Origin of the sequence: Pseudomonas sp. IT-P12, assembly GCF_949767465.1 — a bacterium.
GTDB lineage: Bacteria > Pseudomonadota > Gammaproteobacteria > Pseudomonadales > Pseudomonadaceae > Aquipseudomonas.
In genome coordinates this window covers 761223-787454 of record NZ_CATKPY010000011.1, presented here as the reverse complement: position 1 = coordinate 787454, position 26232 = coordinate 761223, and the positions used below count along the sequence as shown (strand labels likewise).

18 protein-coding genes and 2 riboswitches are annotated in these 26232 nt (G+C 63.0%); of the genes, 10 read left to right on the top strand and 8 right to left on the bottom strand.

Annotated features, from left to right (window positions below; translation table 11 throughout):
• Positions 1–488: 488 nt before the first annotated feature.
• Positions 489–1562, top strand: a complete 1074-nt coding sequence (locus ACM6IM_RS06645) for an ABC transporter substrate-binding protein (RefSeq protein ID WP_414864590.1) — start codon at positions 489–491, stop codon at positions 1560–1562.
• On the opposite strand, the gene ACM6IM_RS06640 is transcribed toward ACM6IM_RS06645, so the two are convergent.
• Positions 1559–1777: a DUF2970 domain-containing protein gene (locus ACM6IM_RS06640; protein ID WP_192308145.1), complete on the bottom strand. Its 219-nt coding sequence runs from the start codon at positions 1775–1777 to the stop codon at positions 1559–1561. The two genes, ACM6IM_RS06645 and ACM6IM_RS06640, sit on opposite strands and share 4 nt — an antisense overlap.
• 234 nt (positions 1778–2011) lie before the next feature.
• Positions 2012–5722, bottom strand: a complete 3711-nt coding sequence (metH, locus tag ACM6IM_RS06635; protein WP_414864589.1) for a methionine synthase — start codon at positions 5720–5722, stop codon at positions 2012–2014.
• Between the two features lie 156 nt (positions 5723–5878).
• Between metH and ACM6IM_RS06630 the strand changes: the two genes are divergently transcribed.
• From ACM6IM_RS06630 to nfuA, 3 genes are all read left to right on the top strand, one after another.
• The gene (locus ACM6IM_RS06630; protein ID WP_414864588.1) at positions 5879–8176 is read left to right on the top strand and encodes a fatty acid cis/trans isomerase; all 2298 of its coding nucleotides are present in this window, start codon (positions 5879–5881) and stop codon (positions 8174–8176) included.
• A 168-nt stretch (positions 8177–8344) separates the two neighbouring features.
• Positions 8345–9379, top strand: a complete 1035-nt coding sequence (locus ACM6IM_RS06625; protein WP_414864587.1) for an acyltransferase family protein — start codon at positions 8345–8347, stop codon at positions 9377–9379.
• A 57-nt stretch (positions 9380–9436) separates the two neighbouring features.
• On the top strand, positions 9437–10021 hold the full coding sequence (gene nfuA, locus ACM6IM_RS06620; RefSeq protein ID WP_003225494.1) for a Fe-S biogenesis protein NfuA: 585 nt from the start codon (positions 9437–9439) through the stop codon (positions 10019–10021).
• 151 nt (positions 10022–10172) lie between these two features.
• On the opposite strand, the gene cobM is transcribed toward nfuA, so the two are convergent.
• The 4 genes from cobM to ACM6IM_RS06600 all read right to left on the bottom strand — a co-directional run bounded on the left by cobM (position 10173) and on the right by ACM6IM_RS06600 (position 12320).
• The gene (gene cobM / locus ACM6IM_RS06615) at positions 10173–10919 is read right to left on the bottom strand and encodes a precorrin-4 C(11)-methyltransferase (RefSeq protein WP_192308141.1); all 747 of its coding nucleotides are present in this window, start codon (positions 10917–10919) and stop codon (positions 10173–10175) included.
• Between the two features lie 80 nt (positions 10920–10999).
• On the bottom strand, positions 11000–11413 hold the full coding sequence (locus tag ACM6IM_RS06610) for a cobalamin biosynthesis protein (RefSeq protein WP_192308140.1): 414 nt from the start codon (positions 11411–11413) through the stop codon (positions 11000–11002).
• Positions 11410–12114: a CbtA family protein gene (locus ACM6IM_RS06605; protein WP_414864586.1), complete on the bottom strand. Its 705-nt coding sequence runs from the start codon at positions 12112–12114 to the stop codon at positions 11410–11412. The genes ACM6IM_RS06610 and ACM6IM_RS06605 overlap by 4 nt, the downstream gene beginning before the upstream one ends.
• A gap of 11 nt (positions 12115–12125) precedes the next feature.
• Positions 12126–12320 carry a CbtB domain-containing protein gene (locus tag ACM6IM_RS06600; RefSeq protein ID WP_201192161.1) on the bottom strand — a complete coding sequence of 65 codons (195 nt, stop codon included), beginning with the start codon at positions 12318–12320 and terminating at the stop codon, positions 12126–12128.
• A 119-nt stretch (positions 12321–12439) separates the two neighbouring features.
• Positions 12440–12668: riboswitch (cobalamin riboswitch) on the bottom strand.
• A 183-nt stretch (positions 12669–12851) separates the two neighbouring features.
• Positions 12852–13065, top strand: a riboswitch (cobalamin riboswitch).
• Positions 13066–13163: 98 nt separating this feature from the next.
• On the opposite strand from ACM6IM_RS06600, the gene cobW reads away from it, so the two are divergent.
• The 4 genes from cobW to ACM6IM_RS06580 all read left to right on the top strand — a co-directional run bounded on the left by cobW (position 13164) and on the right by ACM6IM_RS06580 (position 19803).
• The gene (gene cobW / locus ACM6IM_RS06595; RefSeq protein ID WP_192308137.1) at positions 13164–14225 is read left to right on the top strand and encodes a cobalamin biosynthesis protein CobW; all 1062 of its coding nucleotides are present in this window, start codon (positions 13164–13166) and stop codon (positions 14223–14225) included.
• Between the two features lie 3 nt (positions 14226–14228).
• Positions 14229–18074: a cobaltochelatase subunit CobN gene (gene cobN, locus ACM6IM_RS06590; RefSeq protein WP_414864585.1), complete on the top strand. Its 3846-nt coding sequence runs from the start codon at positions 14229–14231 to the stop codon at positions 18072–18074.
• A 62-nt stretch (positions 18075–18136) separates the two neighbouring features.
• Positions 18137–19138: an ATP-binding protein gene (locus ACM6IM_RS06585; protein ID WP_201192166.1), complete on the top strand. Its 1002-nt coding sequence runs from the start codon at positions 18137–18139 to the stop codon at positions 19136–19138.
• Positions 19139–19191: 53 nt separating this feature from the next.
• Positions 19192–19803 (top strand): vWA domain-containing protein, encoded by a 612-nt coding sequence (locus ACM6IM_RS06580; RefSeq protein ID WP_414864839.1) that lies wholly within the window; start codon positions 19192–19194, stop codon positions 19801–19803.
• Positions 19804–19875: 72 nt separating this feature from the next.
• On the opposite strand, the gene poxB is transcribed toward ACM6IM_RS06580, so the two are convergent.
• Both poxB and ACM6IM_RS06570 read right to left on the bottom strand, forming a co-directional pair.
• Entirely contained in the window at positions 19876–21600 is a 1725-nt protein-coding gene (gene poxB / locus ACM6IM_RS06575; RefSeq protein WP_414864584.1) for a ubiquinone-dependent pyruvate dehydrogenase, read from the bottom strand.
• 104 nt (positions 21601–21704) lie between these two features.
• Entirely contained in the window at positions 21705–23261 is a 1557-nt protein-coding gene (locus ACM6IM_RS06570; RefSeq protein ID WP_414864583.1) for an MFS transporter, read from the bottom strand.
• Positions 23262–23426: 165 nt separating this feature from the next.
• Between ACM6IM_RS06570 and ACM6IM_RS06565 the strand changes: the two genes are divergently transcribed.
• Together ACM6IM_RS06565 and ACM6IM_RS06560 are read left to right on the top strand one after the other, a co-directional pair.
• Positions 23427–24293, top strand: coding sequence for a LysR family transcriptional regulator (locus ACM6IM_RS06565; RefSeq protein WP_201192173.1), 867 nt, complete (start codon positions 23427–23429; stop codon positions 24291–24293).
• 334 nt (positions 24294–24627) lie between these two features.
• Positions 24628–26187 carry a TerC family protein gene (locus ACM6IM_RS06560; protein ID WP_414864582.1) on the top strand — a complete coding sequence of 520 codons (1560 nt, stop codon included), beginning with the start codon at positions 24628–24630 and terminating at the stop codon, positions 26185–26187.
• Positions 26188–26232 lie beyond the last annotated feature (45 nt).

The following is a 26232-nucleotide window of genomic DNA, read 5'->3' as shown; positions in this document are numbered from 1 at the left end:
AGTTGCGTTTGTCGCTGGCTGAAGACTCCGATACTGCCTCGGCAATTCTGCGCGCACGGCCGCGCACTCCATACGGAGCCGGGGCAAGATACCAGTTTGGAGTTATGCGCAAAAGTGATGTTTGAGTATATGTAAAGAACCAAAACGACTAACGAGAATCGTTATTGCTATACCCGCATTTGTGGTATGGGCAATCGTCGTCTTTACTCTGCTCGAGTCTTCGTGCAATCACCGATAAAACCGACAAGAGGCGATGCAATGAGCAACCCTACCAAAGCTTCAAAGCCTGACAGTACGGTCGATGCCTGGGCCATTCTGTTTCTGATCATCCTGGTCGTAGGCACGGCCGTGTTCTGGGTCAGCCATCAATAATTGACCCGGTCCGGGCCCTGGCTCCACAAATTGTCCGACAATCTGTGGAATTAGCGCCGTTCAACGGGATTCGCTGGCTATAATGCGCGGCGAATTTCCGGGGGCTCGGACGATCCATGCTGAAGTTTTTCTACACCTTCCTGCTGGTGCTGGGCGCAGGTTACGGTTCTGCCGCGCGTGCGGAGTCGGTGCTGTTCCTCAATCCCGGGGATGTGGACGAAGCGTTCTGGGTCAGTTACTCGCAGTTCATGCAGGCGGCCGCCCGTGATCTGGGCATCGACCTGCGCATTCTCTATTCCCGGCGCATGCCGGAACTGACGGTGGCGCAGGCCCGCCAGGCGTTGCAAGGTCCTGATCGTCCGGACTACCTGCTCTTCGCCAACGAACAGTACATCGCCCCGCAAGTGCTGCGGCTGGCGCAGGGCAGCGGTGTGAAACTGTTCATGGTCAACGCGTCGCTGACGGCCAATCAGATGAGCATGCTCGGTGAGCGTCCGGATCGCCTGGGCAGCCTGGTGCCCAACGACGAGGAGGGTGGTTACCTGATGCTCAAGGAGCTGGTTCGCCAGCATCCGCCAGTCGCGCCCGGTGATTCGATTGAATTGCTCGCGTTCTCCGGCCTGAAGATCACCCCGTCGGCGCAACTGCGCGAGAAAGGCATGATGCGGGCACTGGCCGAGCACCCCGAAGTGCGCTTGCGGCAATTGGTCTACGGTGGCTGGACGCGCAAACGGGCCTACGAACAGGCGAAACTGCTGCGCCACCGTTACCCGAATGTTTCGCTGGTGTGGTCAGCCAATGACGAAATGGCCTTTGGTGCCATGCAGGCGTATGCCGAGGCGGGTAGCGTGCCCGGAAAGGATGTGTTGTTCAGCGCGGTCAATACTTCCGCCGCGGCGTTGCAGGCAAAAGTGCAGGGGCGCCTGAGCGTGCTGTTGGGTGGGCATTTCACCCTGGGTGGCTGGGCGTTGGTGCAATTGCACGACATCGACCGGGGCGTGGACATCAGCCGTTACGGCGGGCGGGATCGACAGATCCCGTTGCTGCAATTGATCGACACGGCTACCGCGAAGCGAATGCTGGCCATGGGCGATTCACCGGGCTACGAGGTGAACTTCCGTCGCCTGTCCGCAAAGGGCCGGCCGTCGTCCTATCGCTACCCGTTCAACTTGCAGACCCTGATGCGCTAGACCCCGGCCAGCAGCAGCACCAGTTGCACGATGCCGTAGAGCGACAGGGCGAACACCGCTGTGAACAGAATCCCCAGGATCACAAAATGACTGGGCTTGCCGTGGGTGAAGTCTCGGGCACGGTTCTTCCCGCTCTGCACCCCGAACGCCGCAGCCATGACACTGTGCAGCATTTGCCAGAAGGTCGGCGGCTTGTTGTCGATTGGATCGTCCATAAACCCCTCGTCTTGACGTAAGCCCATTGAGCATAGCCAATCCTGCGATCCCTGGCGTGCTCTCTGTGGGGACGGGGTTGGGAGGCCGGCTGTTTGCGCGGCAACCGAGCCCGTTGTGGGAGCGAGCCTGCTCGCGAAGACGGCGGTACAGCCGACGATGATGTCGACGGGACTACCGCTATCGCGAGCAAGGCCGCTCCCACAGGGGCAGGGCAAGACTCAGGTCAGGACCCTTCAGTCGTCATAACCCAGGTTCGGCGCCAGCCAGCGCTCGGTCACGCTCAATTCCTGGCCTTTGCGCGAGGTGTAGCTCTGCACCTGGTCCTTGTCGATCTTGCCCACGGCGAAGTATTGCGCCTGCGGGTGGGCGAAGTACCAGCCGCTGACCGCTGCCGCCGGGAACATGGCGTAGTGTTCGGTGAGGAACACGCCGCTGCGGCCGGCGCGCATTTCGGCGGCTTCGGGGTCGAGCAGGGCGAAGAGCGTGGCTTTCTCGGTGTGATCCGGGCAGGCCGGGTAACCCGGAGCAGGGCGGATGCCGCTGTATTGCTCCTTGATCAACGCCTCGTTGTTCAATGCTTCGTCCTTGGCGTAACCCCAGTATTCCTTGCGGACCTGCTGGTGCAGCCACTCGGCGCAGGCTTCGGCGAGGCGGTCGGCCAGGGCCTTGACCATGATCGAGTTGTAGTCGTCGCCCGCATCCTGATAGGCCTTGGCCACTTCCTCGGCACCGATGCCGGCGGTGGTGATGAAGCCGCCCACGTAGTCGGTGAGCTCGCTGTCCTTCGGTGCAACGAAGTCGGCCAGGGAGAAGTTAGGCTTGCCGTCGGTCTTGATGATCTGTTGGCGCAGGTGATGCAACTTGGCCAGCGGCTTGCCATGATCGTCGTAGAGCTCGATGTCATCGTCGCGTACCTGGTTGGCCGGCCAGAAACCGAACACCGCACGGGCACTGATCAATTTCTCGTCAATCAGCTTGGCGAGCATTTCCTGGGCATCGGCGTACAGGGCAGTCGCGGCTTCACCGACCACTTCGTCCTGCAGGATGCGCGGGAACTTGCCGGCCAGGTCCCACGAGATGAAGAACGGCGTCCAGTCGATGTACTCGGCCAGCACTTTCAGGTCGATATCATCCAGCACCTTGGTCCCGGTGAAAGTCGGCTTGACCGGGGTGTAGGTGCTCCAGTCGAATTGCGGCTTTTTCGCGATCGAGGCCGCATAGCTCAGGCGTTCGGTGCGGGCGCTGCGGTTGGCGGTGCGCTCGCGCACCTCGATGTATTCCTCGCGGGTCTTCTCGACGAAACCGGCCTTGAGTTCCTTGGACAGCAACTGCGTGGCGACGCCCACGGCGCGGGAGGCATCCGTGACATACACCACCGCATCGTTGCTGTACTTGGGCTCGATCTTCACCGCCGTGTGCGCCTTGGAGGTGGTGGCGCCCCCGATCATCAACGGCAGGTGGAAATCCTGGCGCTGCATCTCGCGCGCCACGTGGACCATTTCGTCCAGCGACGGCGTAATCAGGCCGGACAGGCCGATGATGTCGCACTTCTCTTCCTTGGCCACCTGCAGGATTTTTTCCGCCGGCACCATCACGCCCAGGTCGACGATGTCATAGCCGTTACAGCCCAGCACCACGCCGACGATGTTCTTGCCGATGTCGTGCACGTCGCCCTTGACCGTGGCCATCAGGATCTTGCCCTTGGCTTCAGGCTTGTCGCCTTTTTCCAGTTCGATGAACGGGATCAGGTGGGCAACGGCCTGCTTCATCACGCGGGCGGATTTCACCACTTGCGGCAGGAACATTTTGCCGGCGCCGAACAGGTCGCCGACGATGTTCATGCCGGACATCAGCGGGCCTTCGATCACTTCGATCGGGCGCGCGAACGACTGGCGCGACTCTTCGGTATCTTCGACGATGTGGGTGGTGATGCCCTTGACCAGCGCGTGTTCCAGGCGCTTGTTGACGTCCCAGTTGCGCCATTCCTCGGTCTCGGCTTCCTTGACGCTGCCATCGCCCTTGTACTTGTCGGCGATGGCGAGGAGGGCGTCGGTGCCCTCCGGCGTGCGGTTGAGGATCACGTCTTCCACGGCGTCGCGCAGTTCCGCCGGGATCTGGTCGTAGATCTCCAGCTGGCCGGCGTTGACGATGCCCATGGTCAGGCCGTTGCGGATCGCATACAGCAGGAACACCGAGTGAATCGCTTCGCGCACCGGGTTGTTGCCCCGGAACGAGAACGACACGTTGGACACGCCGCCGGAGGTCAGCGCATAGGGCAGCTCGTCGCGGATGTAGGCGCAGGCGTTGATGAAATCGACGGCGTAGTTGTTGTGCTCTTCGATACCGGTGGCCACGGCGAAGATGTTCGGGTCGAAGATGATGTCTTCCGGTGGGAAGCCGACTTCGTTGACCAGGATGTCATAGGAGCGTTTGCAGATCTCTTTCTTGCGTGCCTCGGTGTCGGCCTGTCCGGCTTCGTCGAACGCCATGACGACCACGGCCGCGCCATAGCGCTTGCACAGTTTGGCGTGATGAATGAACTGCTCGACGCCTTCCTTCATGCTGATCGAGTTGACGATGCCCTTGCCCTGGATGCACTTGAGGCCGGCTTCGATCACCTCCCATTTTGAGGAGTCGATCATGATCGGTACGCGGGAGATGTCCGGTTCGCCGGCAATCAGATTGAGGAAGGTCACCATGGCCTTCTTCGAATCGAGCATCCCTTCGTCCATGTTGATGTCGATGACCTGGGCGCCGGCCTCGACCTGCTGCAGGGCGACTTCCAGGGCTTCGGTGTAGTTGTCTTCACGGATCAGTCGGGCGAACTTGGCGGAACCGGTGATGTTGGTGCGTTCGCCGACGTTGACGAACAGCGAGTTGCGATCGATGGTGAACGGTTCCAGGCCCGACAGGCGGCAGGCTTTGGGGATGTCCGGGATCTCGCGCGGCGCATAGCCGGCCACCGCCTTGGCGATGGCTTCGATGTGCCCAGGCGTGGTGCCGCAGCAGCCGCCGACGATATTCAGGAAGCCGCTCTGGGCGAACTCTTCGATGACCTTGGCGGTTTGCGACGGCAGTTCGTCGTACTCGCCGAATTCGTTGGGCAGGCCAGCGTTCGGGTGCGCGGAAACGTGGGTGCTGGCCTTGTTCGACAGCTCTTCCAGGTACGGGCGCAACTCACTGGCGCCAAGGGCGCAGTTCAGGCCGACCGAGATCGGCTTGGCGTGAGCCACCGAGTTCCAGAACGCTTCGGTGGTCTGGCCGGAAAGAGTCCGGCCGGAGGCATCGGTGATGGTGCCGGAGATCATGATCGGCAGCTCGATGCCCAGCTCTTCGAAAACGCCTTGCACGGCGAAGATCGCCGCCTTGGCGTTGAGGGTGTCGAAGATGGTTTCGATCAGGATCAGGTCGGCGCCGCCTTCGATCAGGCCCTTGGTCGACTCGGTGTAGTTCTCCACCAATTCGTCGAAGGTCACGTTGCGGTAGCCCGGGTTGTTCACGTCCGGTGACAGCGAACAGGTCCGGCTGGTCGGGCCCAGCACGCCGGCGACGAAGCGCGGCTTGTCCGGGGTCTCGAGGGTTTTCGCATCGGCGACCTTGCGTGCGAGGCGAGCGCCTTCTACGTTCAATTCGTAGGTCAGGGCTTCCATGCCGTAGTCGGCCATGGAAATCCGGGTGGCGTTGAAGGTGTTGGTTTCCAGGATGTCGGCACCGGCATCCAGGTAGGCTTTCTCGATACCCCCGATCACGTCCGGGCGTGTCAGCACCAACAGGTCGTTGTTGCCTTTGACGTCGCTCGGCCAATCGGCGAAGCGTTTGCCACGGTAATCCTGTTCCTCGAGCTTGTAGCTCTGGATCATCGTGCCCATGCCGCCATCGAGAATCAGAATGCGCTCCTTGAGGGCGTGCTTGAGAGCTTGAAGGCGAAGGCTGCGATCGGACATGTGGACTACTCGGAAAGACCATTACGAAGGGGCGGAATCATAGCAAACCTGCGTGCTTTTAGAGCATGTCGTGCTTTTGCATGAATATCGCTCATGTTGGTGGGGCCGCTGCGTCTGTACAATCGCGGCGTTTTTTCAAGGATCGGGACCAGGAACATGTCGTATCGCGTCGTCATCAGCAGTGTGTTGCTGCTTTTAAGTGGGGGCGCCGTTGCGCAAGGCCTGGCCACAGCTCCTGACATTTCCTACACACGCGATATCCAGCCGATCTTCACCGAAAAGTGCGTGGCCTGCCATGCCTGCTACGACTCTGCCTGTCAGCTCAACCTGGGCAGCGGCGAAGGCGCGGCGCGCGGCGCGAGCAAGTTGCCGGTGTATGACGGCGAGCGCACCCAGGCCGCGACGCCCACCCGGCTGTTTTATGACGCCAGCGGCAAGCGTGCCTGGCAGCAGAAGGGCTTTTATTCGGTGCTTGACGCCCAGGGCAGCCAGGCGGCGCTGATGGCGCGGATGCTTGAGTTCGGGCACCGCACGCCGCTGCAACCCAATGCGAAGTTGCCGGAAGACATCGTGTTGGGCCTGAACCGCGAAAACGCCTGCGCGATGCCGGCAGAGTTCGACACCTATGCCAGCACCCATCCGAAACAGGGCATGCCCCTGGCGGTGACCGGCCTGACCGATCAGCAATACCAGACCCTGCAGCGCTGGCTTGCTTCCGGAGCGCCGATTGACGAGACAGGCCTGGTGCCGAGCGCGCAGGAAGCGTTGCAGGTGGTGCAATGGGAAAACCTGCTCAACGCGCCGGGCGCCCGGCAAAGCCTGGTGGGACGTTGGCTGTTCGAGCACTGGTTCCTCGCGCACATTTATTTCAAGGACGGCGAGCCGGGGCATTTCTTCCAGTGGGTTCGCTCACGCACGCCGACCGGCCAACCCATCGACGTGATCAACACCCGTCGCCCGAACGATGATCCAGGCTCCGAGTATTACTACCGCCTGTGGCCGGTGCAGGGGGTGATCGTGCACAAGACGCACATCACCTACCCGTTGAGCGCGGCGAAAATGGCGCGGATCAAAAGCCTGTTCTACAACGGCAACTGGCAGGTCAATGCGTTGCCGGGCTATGGGCCGGAGCGCCGGGCGAACCCGTTTACCACGTTCGAGGCCATCCCGGCCCAGGCGCGCTATCAGTTCATGCTCGATAACGCCGAATACTTCGTGCGCACCTTCATCCGCGGCCCGGTGTGCCGTGGGCAGATTGCCACGGACGTGATCCGCGACAACTTCTGGGCATTGTTCCAGGCCCCGGAGCACGACCTGTACATCACCGACCCCAATTATCGTGGCCAGGCCACGCCATTGCTGGCGATGCCGGGGCAGAACGATGACGTCGGCAGCGTCCTCAGCCTGTGGCGCGACTACCGTGACAAGCGCAACGAATACGAAGCCTTGCGCCGTGACAGCTACGCCGACTTGCCGGCACCGAGCTGGTCGACCCTGTGGGCCGGCAACGACAACGCGTTGTTGAGTATTTTCCGCCATTTCGACAGCGCCGCCGTGACCAAGGGCCTGATTGGCGAAGTGCCGCAGACCCTGTGGTTGTTCGATTTTCCGCTGCTGGAACGCACGTACTACCAGTTGGCGGTGAACTTCGACGTGTTCGGCAATGTGTCCCATCAGGCCCAGACACGCCTGTATTTCGACCTGATACGCAACGGCGCCGAGCTGAATTTCCTGCGCTTGATGCCGGCCGACTCGCGAGAGGGTTACCTGGATGACTGGTACCAGGACGGCGGCAAATTCAAAATGTGGATGGACTATGAAGACATCGACGACGACAAGCCCACCGCGTTGAAACTCGACGAAAAGGACCCAAAACGCGATTTCGCCCTGCAGCTACTGGCGCGCTACGGCGAGCTCAATGCCAAGCCAGACCCGATCAACCGCTGCGAAGGGGCGTATTGCTCGCGCCCCAACATCGACCGCGACCTGCAGAGTGCCGAGCAGGTCTTGAGCCGCCTGACGTCGCGTCCTGCCGCCGGGCTGAAAGTGATCGACCAGTTGCCGGAGGCGACGATGCTGCGGATCGAGGCGGCCAGTGGCAAGCGCGAGGTCTACAGCCTGTTGCGCAACCGTGCCCACAGCAATGTCGCGTTCCTGCTCGGCGAATCGCTGCGTTATCAACCAGGGCTCGATACGCTGACTATCTTCCCCGGGGTGCTCAGCAGCTACCCGAATTTCATGTTCAACATACCCGCAGGCCAAGTGCCGGCCTTCGTCGAGGCCATGGAGAACGCCAAGGACGCCAACCGCTTCGAGAAGATCGTCGAGCGTTGGGGTATCCGACGCAGCCACCCGCAGTTCTGGTTCTACTTCCATGACCTGAGCCGGTACATCCACGAGACTGATCCGGTGGAAGAGGGCGTGCTGGACATGAACCGCTACGAGAATCTTTGATCGACCTTTGAATGGCTACCGGTGTCGGATTGTATAAGGCGCCGCCGATCCCTTCTGTGGCAGCGAGCCTGTTCGCGATGGTGTGTCAGTCCACCCAACAGTGGCTGATACCCCATCGCGAGAGGGCTCGCTTTCACAAAGGATCAACAGCTATCCGGAGAACCGTCGATGTTGATTTCAGTGCAGGCACTGCGTGCCCTCGCGGCCTGGGCGGTGGTTTGCCACCACTTCATGCAGATATTCTTTGACTTCCAGGCCCGTGGCCCCATCGGTCAGTTGTTCATCGACAAAGGCGCTGTGGGGGTGGACGTGTTTTTTGTCATCAGTGGCCTGGTGATATTCCTGTCCACCGAAGGCAAATCGCTGCCGCCGGGGCGCTTTCTGCTGTACCGGCTGTTTCGCATCGTGCCGGCGTATTGGCTGTATACGGTGCTGATGGCGTTGATCGTGGTCTTCGCCCAGCCGGTGTTGCCGGATCAGACGGTCGACTGGTCGCACCTGTTGCTGTCCTTGCTGTTTATCCCGACGCAAAACCCCGGCGGTTACGGGATCTACCCGACGCTGAATGTCGGCTGGACCCTCAACTACGAGGTGCTCTTCTACTTGCTGTTCGCCTGGGCGCTGTTGTTCCGCCTGCAACTTCGGCTGCTGATCGTCGCGGCGCTGCTGTTTGCAGTGTGCCAGGCGTGGACCGGCTATGGCTGGATCAGCGAATTTTACCGTTCGGACATTGTTTACGAATTCCTGCTCGGCATGGCCATCGGCATGGCGTATCGACAGGGCTGGATCAAGCCCGGCCTTTACCTGCCTTTGCTGGGGATTGTGGGGGCGCTGCTGGCGATTTATCTGCTGCCGCCGCAACCGCGATTCTTCGCCTGGGGCTTGCCCAGCGCGGTATTGGTGATGGCAGGCATGGCGCTGGAGCGTTTTTTCGAGAACCAGCGGCTGTTGAAGTGGCTCGGCGACTGCTCCTATTCGGTGTATCTGATGCACGTGCTGGTATTGTCGGCGGGCGGGTTTGTGGCGCAACGCTATGGCATAAACCCCTATCTGATGTTCGTCGTTTGCGTGCTGGCCATTGCTGTGGGGTCGTGGGCAAGCTATGAATGGGTGGAAAAATGCAGCTATCGGTGGCTAAAGCAACGGATTGACGGCGAACCTCCGGGCCAGGATGGCCCTGCGCTTTCCCGACAAAAATACTAGGACTTTGTGCGGCGCGTTGATTGGCGTAAACTGCGCCCAAGCCTGTGAGGAGTTTCCATGACTGCTATTACTATCACCGACGCCGCCCACGATTACCTGGCCGATCTGCTCTCCAAGCAGAACACCCCGGGCATCGGCATCCGCGTCTTCATCACCCAGCCTGGCACCCAGTACGCCGAGACCTGCATTGCCTACTGCAAGCCGGGCGAAGAAAAACCCGAAGACACCGCGCTGGGGCTCAAAAGCTTCACCGCTTACATCGATTCGTTCAGCGAAGCGTTCCTCGACGACGCGGTGGTCGACTATGCCACCGACCGCATGGGTGGCCAGCTGACCATCAAGGCGCCGAATGCCAAGGTGCCGATGGTCAACGCCGACAGCCCGGTCAACGAGCGCATCAACTACTACCTGCAAACCGAGATCAACCCGGGGCTGGCCAGCCATGGCGGCCAGGTCAGCCTGATCGACGTGGTTGAGGACGGTATCGCCGTGCTGCAATTCGGCGGCGGTTGCCAGGGCTGCGGCCAGGCCGACGTAACCTTGAAGGAAGGCATCGAGCGCACCTTGCTCGAACGCATTCCCGAACTCAAGGGCGTTCGTGATGTGACCGACCACACGCAGAAAGAAAACGCCTACTACTAAGGTGTTCGCTGCGGCATGAAAAAACGGCGCCCCGTGAGCGCCGTTTTTTTATGGGTGTAATTCGAGGGCCCTTTCGCGAGCAAGCCCGCTCCCACAATAGATCTGAGTCCACAAATTCAATGTGGGAGCGGGCTTGCTCGCGAAGGCGTCCTCAAGGCCTGTAAAGATGCGCGTGCCCGGCCCGGTACAGCGACGACTCGCTGAACTGATCACTGCCCAGCACCCGACCCACCAGAATCAACGCCGTGCGCCTGAACCCCTTGGCTTCGACCTTCCCGGCAATGTCTTCAATTGTCCCTACCACCCAATCCTGATCCGGCCAAGTCGCCCGGTGAATGACTGCAATAGGGCAGTCTGCGCCGTAGTGCGGCAGCAATTCGGCGAGGATCTTCTGCAAGTGGTTGACCCCCAGGTGGATCGCCATGGTCGCCCCGTGCTGGGCCAGGCTGCCCAGTTCCTCGCCGGCCGGCATCGCGGTCTTGTCGGCATAGCGGGTCAGAATCACGCTCTGTGACACGTCGGGCAAGGTCAGTTCTGCACCCAGCAACGCGGCGCAGGCAGCCGTCGCCGTGACGCCGGGGACGATTTCGAACGGGATATCCAGCTCACGCAGATAGCGAATCTGCTCGCCGATGGCGCCATACAGCCCGGGATCGCCGGAGTGCACTCGCGCCACATCCTGGCCGTTGGCATGGGCCGTCTTGATCAGCTCGATGATCTGTTCCAGGTGCAGTTCTGCGCTATTGACCACCTGTGCGGCGCTGTGACCTTGCAGCACGGCGGCGGGCACCAGTGAGCCGGCGTAGATGATTACAGGGCAACTGCGGATCAGGCGTTGGCCTTTGACGGTGATCAGTTCCGGGTCGCCGGGACCTGCGCCAATGAAATAGACGGTCATCGTCGTTTCCTGTCAAAAAAGGGCTGGGCCAACCTTCAGATGAAGATCGCTCATGATCAAGGGTGGGATTATCGGGGATTCTACGTCGAACGGGCCAGCGCCAAGGTCGCCTGGGCATATTTCTGGCGGCTGATCAGCAAGGTGGCAGGCGCCGCGGCGAGTTGTTCGGCGAGGGCGAGGGCGGCACTTTCCGCCACGCCGTAGCAACCGGTGCGTTCGAAGGCGATCTGGGAACGGTGGCTGAGGCGCGATTGATAAGCGGCCAGTTGTTCACTGCTGAAAAACGTCAGCGGCAGTGCCAGTTGCGCGGCCAGTTCGAGCAGGCCCGGCTCTTCGCGCTTCAGGTCGATGCTGGCCAGGGCGTTGATCTGGTGCAATTCGACTTGATGGGCTTGTAATGCCTGATCGAGCAAGGCTCGCAGCGTGCTGAGGGGACAGCCGCGCTGACAGCCCAGGCCGACCACCAGGGTCGGCGCTGTGCTATCCACGGTCATGCGTGGTATTGACCATCATGCTTGCGACGGAACAACCAGGCGCTGATCAGTCCCAGGGCCAGCCAGAACGCGACGTTGGTCAACTGCGAAGCGATCTTGAACTGCGCTTCCAGGGCCTCGGGGGCGAGCATGGAATGCACTTCCGGTTGCGGGGCGCCGATCACGTGAGGCACGGCGATAATCGCCACGCCCAGCAGCTTCATCAGCCAGTGACGGCTGAAGACGATCAGGGCAATGCCGACGGCGGTGGAAGCTGCAGTGCCGATCCACCAGAGTTGCCGCTGTGCCAGGTCCGCTGCAGCGGTGCCTGGCAATTCCGGCGGCAGACCGAGGGTCGGTGCCAGCACGAAGGTGGCGTAACCGGCCAGGCCCCAGAGCAGGCCCTGGGAGGTTTTGGTCGGGGCGCGCAAGGTGTAGAGGCCGGCGAGCATCAGGGCGAAACCGACAGCCACCACCAGATTGCCACCGGTGGTCGACACCACGCGCTGCCAGCCGTCTTCCGGCTCCCAGGCTTCGGCATCGTGGGCGTGCGCGGCGGTGCCGGCGGCATGTTCATGCACTTCAACAGCGGCCGGTTCGGCCTTTTCGTAGGTTTCCGCCTGCAGAATCAGCGGCGAAACCCAGAAGCTTTGCAGCAGGGTGAGCAGCAGGGCGGCCAGCAGCCCGGAGAAACCTGCGGTTTGCGCGATACGCTTGATCATGTCGGCAGGTCTCAATGGCACGGGAAGGCGGCGCTGTGGCGGGTATCGTGGGCGGCGTTGTGCACCGCTTCGATGTGCGAGAAACCGGCGAAGTAAACCAGGCAGGCACCCAGGATCGAGGCGCAGACAGCGGCGGTCAGGCGTTGGCTCAGGGTGGTCGTGGTGGTGCTGGTGGAGCTCTGGTGGGTGCTGCTGATGATCGACATGGCGCTTCCCTCTGTTCTGTCAACGGGTGAAGGCAGCGCATGCAAGCCTCCTGCGCATCGGGCACGCAGAAGTCCAAACAGCGCCCGCCCACCGCGGGTTTGTTATTTCAGTGAACGTATCGTCACTTTGTGTTGCGGGCCGGTCTCCGGGCTCGCGAGGGGCTTGGGCGTACGCCGAAACCTGCAAGAATCGCCTTCCCATGCCGAATGGCCGGCACAGTGGCTATGATTCTTCGCTCGCTTACCGTTGCGGGGGCAGCACCGGACTGACATGGCCTTGAGTAAAGCACATGATTCACCGGTTTCCCGTTTCACCCTGTGAAGGGCACCCGTAACAAGGTGTGTAGGAGAGCATGGGCGGGGGCAGGGCGTCAATTGGCAGCGGTTCTCAACTCGGAATCGAGCGCGGCTATCGCAAGCCAGCCCGCTCCCGCCCATAGGCGACATTTGCAAACCCGCTGTGGGAGCGGGCCTGCTCGCGATGGGGCGGGTCCCGTCGCTACAACTCATTGACCCGCCCCAGTACGATGCGTAGCCTTGTCCGTTCGAGGTTCTTCGCCATTGTCGAAGCTAAGAAGGGAACGCGGTCGATGCCGCGGCTGCCCCCGCAACTGTGAACGGTGATGTTCGCTGCCACGCCACTGCAAGCCCGCTGCACCGGGTTCGCGGGAAGGCGCAGCGGATGCCGGGCCAACCGCCCGGCACACTGTCAGCCAGGAGACCTGCCTCGAACCAGATTCTCACTACAACCGGGCGGGGTGATCCGGTGGCGAAACTCTTGCGCGCGCCTTCGTCGCAGCGCTTGTCGTCCCGTATGCCCGCCACCTTGCCAAAGGGCATCCGATGAAAACACTGGCCAAACTTCCCGTCACCATCGTTACCGGCTTTCTTGGCTCGGGCAAAACCACCTTGCTGCGCCACATGCTCGACAACGCCCAGGGCCGCCGCATCGCCGTGATCGTCAACGAGTTCGGCGAACTGGGCATCGATGGCGAAATTCTCAAGCAGTGCTCCATCGGTTGCACCGAGGAAGAGGCCGTCGGTCGCGTGTTCGAACTGGCCAACGGCTGCCTGTGCTGCACCGTCCAGGAAGAGTTCTTCCCGGTCATGCGCGAACTGGTTGCGCGCCGGGGCGACCTCGACCACATCCTCATCGAAACCTCCGGCCTGGCGCTGCCAAAACCCCTGGTGCAAGCGTTCCAGTGGCCGGAAATCCGCAGTGCCTGCACGGTTGACGCGGTGATTACCGTCGTCGACAGCCCGGCCGTTGCCGCCGGCACCTTTGCCGCGTTCCCGGACCAGGTCGATGCCCAGCGCAAACTCGACCCGAACCTGGACCACGAATCGCCCCTGCACGAACTGTTCGCCGACCAATTGGCCAGCGCTGACCTGGTGATCCTCAACAAGGCCGACCTGATCAGCCCTGAAGACCTGGCCCGCGTGCGCCTGGAAGTGGCCGAAGAACTGCCGCCAGCGGTCAAGGTCATCGAAGCGAGCAGCGGTCGCCTGCCCCTCGACGTCCTGATCGGCCTCGGTGCCGGTTCCGAGGAACACATCGACAGCCGTCACAGCCACCACGATCACCACCATGAAGGTGAGGACGATCACGACCACGATGCGTTCGACTCCATCTCCATCGAACTGCCGCCCGCCGACGAGAGCCTGCTGCTGGACGCACTGACCCAGTTGGTGGTCAAGCACGACATCCTGCGGGTCAAGGGTTTCGCGGCGATCCCGAACAAACCGATGCGCCTGCTGATCCAGGGCGTCGGGACGCGATTCGACAAACACTTCGACCGCCAGTGGGGCGCCGATGAAGCGCGCACCACGCGCCTGGTGCTGATCGGCCAGGCGCTGGACGCCGTGCAACTCGAAGCCCAACTGCGCGCCGCGCTCAGCGCCTGACCCATGCACCTGCTCAGGACCCAGCCCGGCGGTTTCGTGTCGGATGACAACATCGCCGACCTTGGACAAACCCCCGCCGAGCTGGTGATCCTGTGCAGCGGTGATTCCAGCCTGGCGTTGCTCGCCGAAGCGGCGCAGCAGTTGCCCGATGACTACCCGAGCGTGCGCCTGGCCAACCCGATGCAGGTGCAGAACCATGCTTCGGTCGACCTGTATGTCGACGAAGTACTGCGTCATGCCAGGGTGATTCTGGTCTCGCTGCATGGCGGCATCGCCTATTGGCGTTATGGCGTCGAGCAACTGATCGAGCTTTCCCGCCGTGGCGTGCAGCTGATTCTGGTGCCGGGTGACGACCGCCCGGACCCGGAGCTCAGCGACCTGAGCACGGTGACGGCCGAGGATCGTGACCGGCTCTGGCATTACTTGCGTCAAGGCGGCATGGCCAACGCCCTGGATCTGTTTCGTTGCCTTGCCAATCGCTGGCTGGATCGCGACTACCCGTGGGGCGAGCCGCAAACTTTGCCGCGCACGGCGATTTATCACCCGCGCAAAAGCCCGGCGCAGTTGAGCGACTGGCAAGCCGACTGGCAGGCTGATCAACCGGTGGCGGCGGTGCTGTTTTACCGCTCGCACCTGCAGGCGGCGAACACTGCGTTCATCGATGTGTTCTGTCAGCGCCTGCAAGCGGCGGGGCTCAATCCCTTGCCGGTGGCCGTGGCCAGCCTGAAAGAGCCTGGCTGTCTGACGGTGGTCGAGGACTGGCTGGACGATGTCGACGCCTCGGTGATCCTCAATACCACCGGTTTCGCCCAGTCCAGCCCGGAAGCGCCGCACCTGCGCCCGTTTCGTCGCAACATCCCGGTGATCCAGGCCATCTGCGCCCAGGACAACGAACCCGGCTGGCGCGCCAGCGAGCAGGGTCTCGGTCCACGGGATCTGGCGATGCATATTGCGCTGCCGGAACTGGACGGCCGGATCATCAGCCGCCCGATCAGTTTCAAGGACCTGGCCTGGCGCAGCGAGCGCAGTCAGTCCGATGTGGTGTGCTACCGGGCCGCGCCCGAGCGCATGGATTTCGTCGCCGAACTGGCCAGGCGCTGGGTCGAACTGGGCCGCGTGCCGAACAGCGAAAAACGCATCGCCCTGGTGCTTGCCAACTACCCGACCCGGGACGGGCGCATTGGCAACGGCGTCGGCCTCGACACACCGGCTGCTGCCTTGAATATCCTGCGGGCCTTGCAGCAACAGGGGTATCCGTTGACGGCGCCGCTGCCGGACAGCGGCACCGCGTTGATCCAGCAATTGCTCGGCGGTGTCAGCAATGACCTTGACCACCTCGACCTGCGCCCGTGCAAGCAGAGCCTGGCACTGCAGGATTACCAGCACCTGTTCAGCGCCTTGCCCGAGGCCAATCGCCAGGCGGTGCTGGAGCGCTGGGGCGCACCGGACAACGACCCGATGTGCCGTGACGGGCGGATGATGATCGCCGGCCTGCGCTTTGGCCTGAGCTTCGTGGGCATTCAGCCCGCGCGCGGCTACCAAGTGGACCCGAGTGCGGTGTACCACGACCCTGACCTGGTGCCGCCGCACGGTTACCTGGCGTTCTATTTCTGGCTGCGCCATGCCTACGGTGCCCACGGGGTGATCCACGTCGGCAAGCACGGCAACCTCGAATGGCTGCCGGGCAAGGGCGTCGGCCTGTCGCAAAACTGCTGGCCCGATGCGCTGCTCGGTCCGCTGCCGAACATCTATCCGTTCATCGTCAACGACCCGGGCGAGGGCGCCCAGGCCAAGCGGCGCACGCAAGCGGTGATCATCGACCACTTGATGCCGCCGCTGACCCGGGCCGAGACCTACGGTCCGCTGCGCAACCTGGAGTTGCTGGCCGACGAATACTACGAAGCGCAGTTGCTCGATCCACGCCGAGCGCGGGAGTTGCAGCGCGACATCCTGCAACTGGTGCGCGAGACCCATATCGACCGCGAATTGCAGTTGGGCGAACAGCTCGACAGCGACGCGGATGCGGCGATCTGGCTGCCGCGCCTGGACACCTACCTGTGCGACCTGAAGGAGTCGCAGATCCGCGATGGCCTGCACATCTTTGGCGAGTCGCCGGTCGGGCGCTTGCGCACTGACACCCTGCTGGCGCTGTTGCGCATTCCCCGTGGCGATGGACGCGGTGCGCAGTCGAGTCTGTTGCGGGCGCTGGCCGAGGCGTTCGCGTTGGGCTTCGATCCGCTGGACTGCGCATTGGCCGAGCCGTGGACCGGGGCGCGCCCCGAGGCGTTGCAGGCGCTGAGCGACGAGCTCTGGCGCACGGCGGGCGACACCCGCGAGCGCCTGGAGTTGTTTGCCATGCAGCTGATTGCCCAGACGCTGGATACCCCCTGTGGGAGCGAGCTTGCTCGCGATAGTGTGTCAGTCGATTCCACTGTGTCTGATACTCCATCGCGAGCAAGCTCGCTGCTACAGGAGGGGGCGCGGTGGGACGACGTCCGCGCGATTATCGACAATCTGCGCGACGTGGTCGCCCCGCGCCTCGATGCCTGCGGCCCGGCTGAAATGCGCGGGTTGCTCGACGCCCTCGGTGGCCGTTTCGTTCCGGCCGGGCCGAGCGGCGCACCGAGTCGCGGTCGCCTGGACGTGCTGCCCACCGGGCGCAACTTCTACTCGGTGGACGTTCGCAACCTGCCCACCACCACGGCGTGGCGCATCGGTTTCCAGTCCGCCACCCTGATTCTCGAACGGCACTTGCAGGATCACGGCGACCACCTGCGTCAGCTTGGCCTGTCCGTCTGGGGCACCGCGACCATGCGCACGGGCGGTGACGACATCGCCCAGGCCATGGCGCTGATGGGCGTGCGGCCGGTGTGGGCGACGGGCAGTCAGCGGGTCGACGATTTCGAGATCCTGCCGCTGAGCCTGCTCGACCGTCCTCGGGTCGACGTGACCCTGCGCGTTTCCGGGTTCTTTCGTGACGCGTTTGCCAACCTGATTCGCCTGTTCGACGCGGCCGTGCAAGCGGTGGCCGCGCTCGACGAGCCGGACGATCTCAACCCCCTGGCCGCCAAAGTCCGCGCTGAACAGGCCAGCCTGTTGCAGGCAGGGCTGGATGAAGAGGCGGCTCGGCGCCAGGCCGGCTGGCGCATTTTCGGGGCCAAGCCCGGTGCCTATGGTGCCGGCGTGCAGGGCGCCATCGACGGCCGTCTGTGGCAAAGCCGCGAGGACCTGGCCGAGGTGTACCTGAACTGGGGTGGCTACGCCTACGGCGGTTCCGACGAAGGCACCGCCGCCCGCGAACCGTTCGCGCGGCGCCTGAGCCAGGTTCAGGCGGTGCTGCAAAACCAGGACAATCGCGAGCATGACTTGCTCGATTCCAATGATTATTACCAGTTCCAAGGGGGCATGCTGGCTGCCGTGGAAAGCCTCGGCGGCGCTGCAGCGGCCAGCTACCATGGCGATCACAGCCAGCCGGACCTGCCGAAGATCCGCACGCTGAAGGAAGAACTGAACCGGGTCATCCGCTCCCGGGCGGCGAATCCCAAGTGGCTCGAGGGCGTCAAGCGCCACGGCTATAAAGGCGCGTTCGAAATGGCGGCGACGATCGATAATCTGTTCGCGTTCGATGCGACCACGCAGTTGATCGACGATCACCAGTACGCATTGCTGGCCGATGCCTACCTGCTCGACCCGGCGACCCGTGATTTCGTCCGCGAGCACAACCCGCACGCCTTGCGCGACATGACCGAACGCATGCTTGAAGCACAGCAGCGGGGAATGTGGAAAGACCCCGGGGAGTACCGCGAGGCGCTGGAAAACCTGTTGCTGGATATCGAAGAAGATGGCTGAGTACCCTGACGCTTGCACAATGACTGGATTGGCCTGCCACCGACCATGACCGAGATTGAATAATGACCGACACCCCACATTTCCCGCTTTCCGCCGTGGTCGGCGCCGACGACTTGAAGCTGGCGCTGTACCTCACCGCGATCGACCCGAAGATCGGCGGGGTGTTGATCGAAGGTCCGCGCGGCATGGCCAAGTCGACGTTGGCCCGTGGCCTGGCGGACCTGCTGGCCAGCGGGCAGTTCGTCACCTTGCCTTTGGGCGCCACGGAAGAGCGGCTGGTCGGCACCCTCGACCTGGATGCGGCCCTGAGCGAAGGGCGTGCGCAGTTTTCCCCGGGCGTGCTGGCCAAGGCGGACGGCGGCGTGCTCTATGTCGATGAAGTGAATTTGCTCCCGGACCACCTGGTGGACCTGCTGCTCGACGTCGCCGCCAGCGGCACCAACCTGATCGAGCGCGACGGCATTTCCCATCGGCACTCGGCAAAGTTCGTGCTGATCGGCACGATGAACCCGGAAGAGGGCGAGTTGCGCCCGCAATTGCTCGACCGCTTTGGTCTGAACGTCGCCCTCGGCGGCCATACCGCGCCGGAACAACGTGGCCAGATCATTCGCCGGCGCCTGGACTTCGACAGCGATCCGCAAGGCTTCTGCGCCGAGTGGGAGCATCGGCAGCAATCGTTGCGCGAACGCTGCGAGCAGGCGCGCCGTGCATTGGCCAGCATCCCGCTGGACGATGCCGCCCTGGCGCAGATCACCGAGCGCTGCTTTGCCGCTGGCGTCGACGGCCTGCGGGCGGATCTGGTCTGGTTGCGCGCGGCCCGTGCCCATGCCGCCTGGCGTGGGGCAGGTGCGATTGCCGGGGAAGACATCGACGCCGTGGCCGATTTCGCCCTGCGCCATCGGCGTCGCGAGCCATCGCCACCCCGGCCGCAGCAACCCGCGCCAGCCCCGGCCGGGCCAGACGCCAGCCCCGGTGCAGGCCAGGGACAATGGGGCGAAATGCCCGCCCAGGCCTTGCCGGTCGGTGCCCGTCGTGAAGTGCCGAGCTGGCCAAAAAAGCCCTAGGCATTCGCCCTCGATCTGTTGCGGGGGCGAATGCCAAACCCCGCGCCGGATGCCTGGAGCAGGGCAGACAGGGCAAACGACGGGTCGCGCGCGATGGCTCGGTCAACTGGCCCGGCACTTTGCTCAACGGCCGGCCGCGCCAGCGCCAGGACCTGCAGTTTCAGTTGCGCACCCGCTCGCCCCATGAGCTGTGGCTGGTGATCGTCGACGCCTCGGCATCGACTCGCCGGCACCGAGCCCTGAGCGATGCCAAGGGGCTGCTGGCGCAATTGTTCGATGACGCTTACCGCCAGCGTGCACGCCTGGCGTTGCTGACGGCCAGCGGAGCCGCGCCGAAGTGGCAGGTGCAAGGCTTGAAAGCGTCCAGTTCAATGGGTCGCTGGCTCGACAGCCTCGGCGCGGGTGGCGGCACACCATTATTCGCGGCCCTGAACGAAGCGGGGCGCTGGCTGGCGGTTCGGCGCAAACGCTTCCCGGCAGAACAGCAGCGCGTGCTGGTGGTGACCGACGGACGCCTGAAAGACTGGGCGGCCTTGCCATCGCTGGACTGCCCGGGATTGCTCATCGACATCGAGCGCGGCCCGATTCGACTGGGTCGGGCGAAACAACTGGCCGCGCAGTTGCAGGCAGATTATCGGCATATCGATGAGCCGGTTGCAGGCTGAGATTGACCTGTCCTGCCCCGGCCCTTCGCGGGCAAGCCCGGGTAATTCCCACATCCCTGTGGGAGTGAGTCTTCAACGAAACCAGTTGGTCCGCGCCAATTCGATCACCTCATCCCCGCGCCCACTCATAACGGCTTTGAGCATGTACAAACTGAAGCCCTTGGCCTGTTCCAGCTTGATGGTCGGTGGCATCGCCAGTTCCTGGGTCGCGGTGACCACATCCACCAGAACCGGCCCGTCGTGCGCCATCGCCCGGCGCAAGGCAGGTTCGAGGTCTGCCGATTCCTCGACGCGAATGCCCAATATGCCCATGGCATTGGCCATCGCCGCAAAGTCCGGATTGTGCAGGTCCGTGCCGGTATCGAGCAGCCCGCTGGATTTCATTTCCATGGCGACAAAGCCCAGGGATGCGTTGTCATAGACGATGATTTTCACTGGCAACTTCAACTGCGCCAAGGAAATGAAGTCGCCCATCAACATGCTGAAACCGCCGTCGCCGGACAGCGAAATAACCTGCCGCTCGGGGTAGGCGGCCTGGGCGCCGATTGCCTGGGGCATGGCGTTGGCCATCGAGCCGTGGTTGAACGAACCGAGCAGGCGCCGTTTGCCGTTCATTTTCAGATAGCGCGCCGCCCACACTGTTGGCGTGCCAACGTCGGCGGTGAAGATCGCGTCGTCATCGGCCAGTTCGCTGAGCAGGCGTGTGAGGTATTGCGGATGGATCGGCCGACCGGGCGCCGAGGGTTGGGCCAGGTCATCCAGCCCCTGACGAGCCTTTTCATAGTGCTTGAGTGAGGCGTCGAGAAAGCTGCGGTCGCTCTTGTACGGCAAGCGCGGCAACAGCGCCGCGAGGGTTTCGCCGACGTCGGCAACGATACCCAGGTCCAGCGAAGTACGACGTCCCAGCGCTTGCGGGTCGTGATCGATCTGAATGATGGTCGCGTCCGTGGGGTAGAACTGGCGATAGGGGAAGTCCGTGCCCAGCATCAGCAGTGTGTCGCAGTTGAGCATGGCGTGGTAACCCGAACTGAAACCGATCAACCCCGTCATGCCGACGTCGAACGGGTTGTCCCACTCGACGTGTTCCTTGCCGCGCAGCGCATGCACCACCGGCGCGCCAAGGGCGTCGGCCAGCGCCACCACTTGATCATGGGCACCCGCGCAACCGGCGCCGCACATCAGTGTCACGGCTTTGCTCTGACTCAAGCGCTCGGCCAGTCGATCCAGATCCAGCGGGGCGGGCAGGGTGCGCGGCCGGGAAAGCGCCGGCCACGATTTTTGCTGGTCGTCGACTTCCAACAAGGCGACGTCGCCGGGAATCACCACCACTGCCACGCCACGGTTGAGGATGGCGCTGCGCATTGCGCGGTGCAGGACCTGCGGCATCTGTGCCGGACTGCTCACCAGTTCGACGAAATGGCTGCATTCCTTGAACAACTCCTGCGGATGGGTCTCCTGAAAGTAATTCAGGCCCACTTCGGAAGACGGGATCTGTGCGGCAATCGCCAGCACCGGCACATGGTTCCTGTGGCAATCGAACAGCCCGTTGATTAAGTGCAGGTTTCCCGGCCCGCAACTGCCGGCGCACACCGCCAGTTCACCCGTCAATGCGGCATCGGCGCCCGCGGCAAACGCCGCGACCTCTTCGTGGCGCACGTGCATCCATTCGATGCTCTCCATGGTCCGCAGCGCTTCGGTCAAGCCGTTGAGGCTGTCGCCGGTCAGGCCCCAGATACGTTTGACGCCGGCCTGTTCCAGGGTGTTTGCCAGTTGCCGGGCAAGGGTGATTTTCGCCATGGGTCCTCCAGTGAGCAATGAGTTGTCCTCGGGATTAAAAGAGGACAACACAACGCTCGACATGACTCACGCCGATTTGCGCCAACTTGCCGCAGGGGCACGCGTCAGGCACGCGCCCTGCGCGTGGCAGCCACTGCCGGTGCGCTGCCGGCCAGTGGAATCGGATGGCGCATCAACGTCCCCACCACCAGCGCACCCAGCAGGCCCAGTCCACCCGCCACCGCCAGCAGCAACGTGAATCCGCCGACGAAGGCCTGGCGGGCCAGGGGCTCGATCAGCGGTTGGGCGTTGTCCGGCAGCAGGCTCATGGCCGCCGCCATATCGCCGGCCACCACGCGTGAGGCAATGCCCTGGGCGAGGTCGAGCCACTGCGTACCCTGTGCCGACAAACTGCCGCGCAGCAAGTGTTCGGTGTGACTGGACAGCAACGCACCGTACACGCCGATGGCCAGTACGATGGCGCTGAAGCGCATGGTGGTGCTCATGCCTGACGCCATGCCGGTCCGCTCGCGAGGCACGCAGGCCATGATGTTCTTCTGCGTGTCGCCATTGAGCAAGCCGGCCCCGGCACCGGTCACGGCGATCGCCAGGGCGAACGGCAGGTAACCGCCGCTGCCGACCGCCCAGGCGCTGAGCAGGTTGCCGCAGCCGACCAGGGCCAAGCCGCTCGCCATCATCGTCGCCGGCGCGAACCGGCTGGCCAGGCGCACGCCAATGCGTGGGCAGATCAGCATGGTCAGGGCAAACGGCAACATGCCCAGGCCCGATGCAATCGCGGAGAAACCCAGGCCGTTCTGCAGGTAGAACGGCAGCAGCGTCATCATCACCTGGGCGCAACCGGCGTAGGCGAACATGCCCAGCAGCGCGCCGATGAAGCGCGGGTGACGGAACAATTGCAGGTCGACCATCGGCCGTTGTTGCAGGCGTTCGATGACCACGAACAGGCCGAGCAGGAGGGCGCCGCCGATCAGCCTGGCGTAGGTGATCGGGTTGCTCCAGCCAATCCGGTTGGCCTCGATCAGGCCCCAGATCAGGCACAGCAAGCTGCCACTGAATGCCAGACTGCCCCATGGATCGAGGCGTGCAGACTGCGGATCGCGGGATTCCGGCACGGCCCGCCAGACCATGGCCATCAGCAACAGGCCGACGGGCAGGTTGAGGTAGAAAATCCAGCGCCAGCCGATGTACTCGGTGATCAGCCCGCCAAGGGTCGGCGCGGCGGTCATCGCCACCCCCATGCAAGCGCCCCAGAACGCCCAGGCCTTGGCCCGTTCCGCTTCATCGTGGAAGGTGTGGCCGATAGAGGCCAGGGCCGAGGTCAGCAGCAGGGCGGCACCCACGCCTTTGATCGCCCGGGCAATGTCGAGAAACAGCGCATTGGGCGCCGCGCCGCAGCCAATCGATGCCAGGATGAACAGACTCAGGCCGCAGAGCAGGGTTTTCTGCCGGCCAAATCGGTCGGCGATGCTGCCGGCCGGCAACAGCAGGGCGGCGAACGCCAGCATGTAGGCGCTGACCACCCATTCAATGTCGGCAAAGTTGGCGCCCAGGTCGCGGGCGATGGTCGGCAAGGTGACGGCGACGATGTTGGTGTCCAGGACAATCAACGAACAGACGCCGGAGGCGGTCAGCAAGGTCAGGCGTGGATTGACCCGGTTCATGATGTGATTGCCTTTTGGGCAAGGGCGCAGGCAATGGCCGGCTGAATGAGTTTGACGTGCATGGCGTGGGCTCTCTACTGTGTTTGCAGAGGGAGCTTATCGCGGCCCGTCAGTGGCTTCGTTAGCCCGGCTCCGACACTTCATTACCTTTGAGCTAATGCAACCATGGATATCCGGCATTTCCGCTATTTTCTGGCTGTTGCGCGGCAGGGCAACTTCACCCGGGCCGCTGAGCAACTCGGTATCGCGCCGCCGACACTTACCCGGCAGATCCAGGACATGGAAAACGAGCTCGGCACCCGGTTGTTCGTGCGCCAGACCCGGGAAGTCAGCCTGACCGAGGCGGGCGCGGCCCTGATGGTCGAAGCCGAGGCGACCGTGCGCCAATTCGAATACGCCCAGCAAAACGCCCAGCGCGCCGGACGCGGGGAGATCGGGCACATCGAATTGGGCTACGTGGCTTCGGCGGTGTATTCAGGATTGTTGCAAAAGCAGGTGCAGGTGTTCAGTCGCGAGTGCCCGGACGTCAGTCTCAACGTGCGCGAATATCCCATGGCGTCGTTGCCGGCAATGGTGCTCGAGGGACGCTTCGATATCGGTTATGTCCGGTCGCCCATGACCTTGCCCGAAGGCCTTGAAGCCATCCGCCTGGATGCCGAAGGCTTTGTGTTGGCGCTGCCGGGCGAGTCCTGGTTGTGCCGTTTGAGCGAGATTGGGCCCGAGCATCTGCAAGGCGAGACTTTCATCCTGCCGGAGCAGATCAGCGGCACCCTGCAAGTGGCCGCCCAGGGCGGATTCGCGCCGAAGTTGGGGGCGCAACCGGGTGGGCTGGTGGCGGTGCTGGCACTGGTGTCCCTGGGGCAAGGCGTGGCGGTGGTGCCTGAGTCGGTGGTTGGCCATGTGGGCTTGCCCGGTGTGGTGTACCGGCCGATCAAGGGGAGCGAGGCCAGTTCGTGGCTGTCGTTGATTCATCGGCGGTTCGAGAAGTCAGCGGCGGTGGTGCGGTATATCCAGCGGGTGAGTCATCGCTGAAGGCATTGCGAGCAGATTCACTGTGAGAGCGAGCCTGCTCGCGATAGTCCCTGCTCAAGCCGGTACTTCTACAGATTTTGTAATGATTTCCAGCTGTGGGAAAAGTCGGTTTCCCTTGTACGCTTCAAGGCCTTTTTCCTTTCAGGATCTGCATGAACACCCTCTCGGAGCCTCCCAGTTACCCTTTCCCTTCGCGCCAATGCGCGCGCGTCACGTACGTGAAACACCCGGTCTTTCGACGACTCAATACCTTTGACATGACAACTCCACGGCCCTTGCGCCGCACCTTGCCGTGCCCGGCATTCTGAACTGACGAACGGATCGAGAGATTTTTATGGAATGGATCGCTGACCCCACCGCCTGGCTGGGCCTGTTGACTTTGATCGTGCTGGAGCTGGTGCTCGGCATCGACAACCTGGTGTTTATCGCCATCCTTGCGGACAAACTGCCCCCCGAGCAGCGCGACCGTGCGCGCATCATCGGTTTGTCCCTGGCGCTGATCATGCGGCTCGGCCTGCTGGCGAGTATTTCCTGGCTGGTGACCCTGACCCAGCCGTTGTTCGAGGTGTTCGACAAGAGCTTCTCCGGACGTGACCTGATCATGCTGTTCGGCGGCGTATTCCTGCTGTTCAAGGCCACGATGGAATTGCACGAACGCCTCGAGGGCCATGTCGGCGAGCGCTCGGCCAGCACCACTTATGCCTTGTTCTGGCCCATCGTGGCGCAGATCGTGGTGCTCGATGCGGTGTTCTCCCTGGATGCGGTGATCACCGCCGTGGGCATGGTCGATGAGCTGGCGGTGATGATGATCGCGGTGATCATTTCCATCGGCCTGATGATCGTTGCCAGCAAACCGCTGACGCGCTTCGTCAATGCGCACCCGACGGTGATCATGTTGTGCCTGGGCTTCCTGATGATGATCGGCTTTGCGCTGACCGCCGAAGGCCTGGGTTTCCACATTCCCAAAGGCTACCTGTACGCGGCCATCGGTTTCTCGATCCTGATCGAGGTGTTCAACCAGATTGCCCGCGCCAGGCGCAAGCGCTCCATGCAAGGCCTGCGACCCCTGCGCGAACGAACCGCCCATGCGGTGATGCGCTTGCTCGGCGGACGCAAACTGGCGGTGGAAGAGGTGGGCGAGGAAATCGCCGATATGCTCGACAACGGCGAGGCACCGACCGAAGAGCTGTTCGACCGCCGGGAACGGGTGATGATCAGTGGCGTTCTGCAATTGGCGGAGCGCCCGATCCGTACGTTGATGACCGTGCGCGCGGATGTCGATCACATTGATCTGGCCGATGATGCTGAGGCGATTCGTACCCGCTTGATGCATTCGTCCTACTCACGCTTGCCGCTGATCCGTGAGGGCGCAGTGGATGAGCCATTGGGCTTCGTGCACAAAAAGGAGCTGCTCAAGGAGTACCTGGCGGGTAACGAACCGGACCTGGCCCATCTGGCGCGCCAGGCCATCAACCTGCTGGACAGTTATTCGATACTCAATGCCCTGGAGCAGATGCGCAAGGCGTCGACCCACATTGCCTTCGTGGTCAATGAATTCGGCGACTTCGTCGGGGTGCTGACCATGACCGACATCCTCGAATCGATTGCCGGCGAGCTACCGGATGCCAGCGAAATCGAAGGCCCGGACGTGGTCGAAGAGCAGGGCGGTTTCGTCGTCAGCGGTGCGATGAACCTGGCCCGGGTGCGCCAGCGCACCGGTTTTGCCGCAGAACCGACCGACGACTACCAGACCCTCGCCGGGCTGGTGGTGAGCCTGCTGGACCGCTTGCCGATGATCGGCGACAGCCATGAATGGGAAGGCTGGCGGATGACCGTGCTGTCGGTGGAGGAGCGCCGGGTGACGCGGGTGTTACTGGCGCGAGTGGACGCCTGACACACCGCCATCGCGAGCAAGCTCGCTCCTGCAGGGAATTTGTGA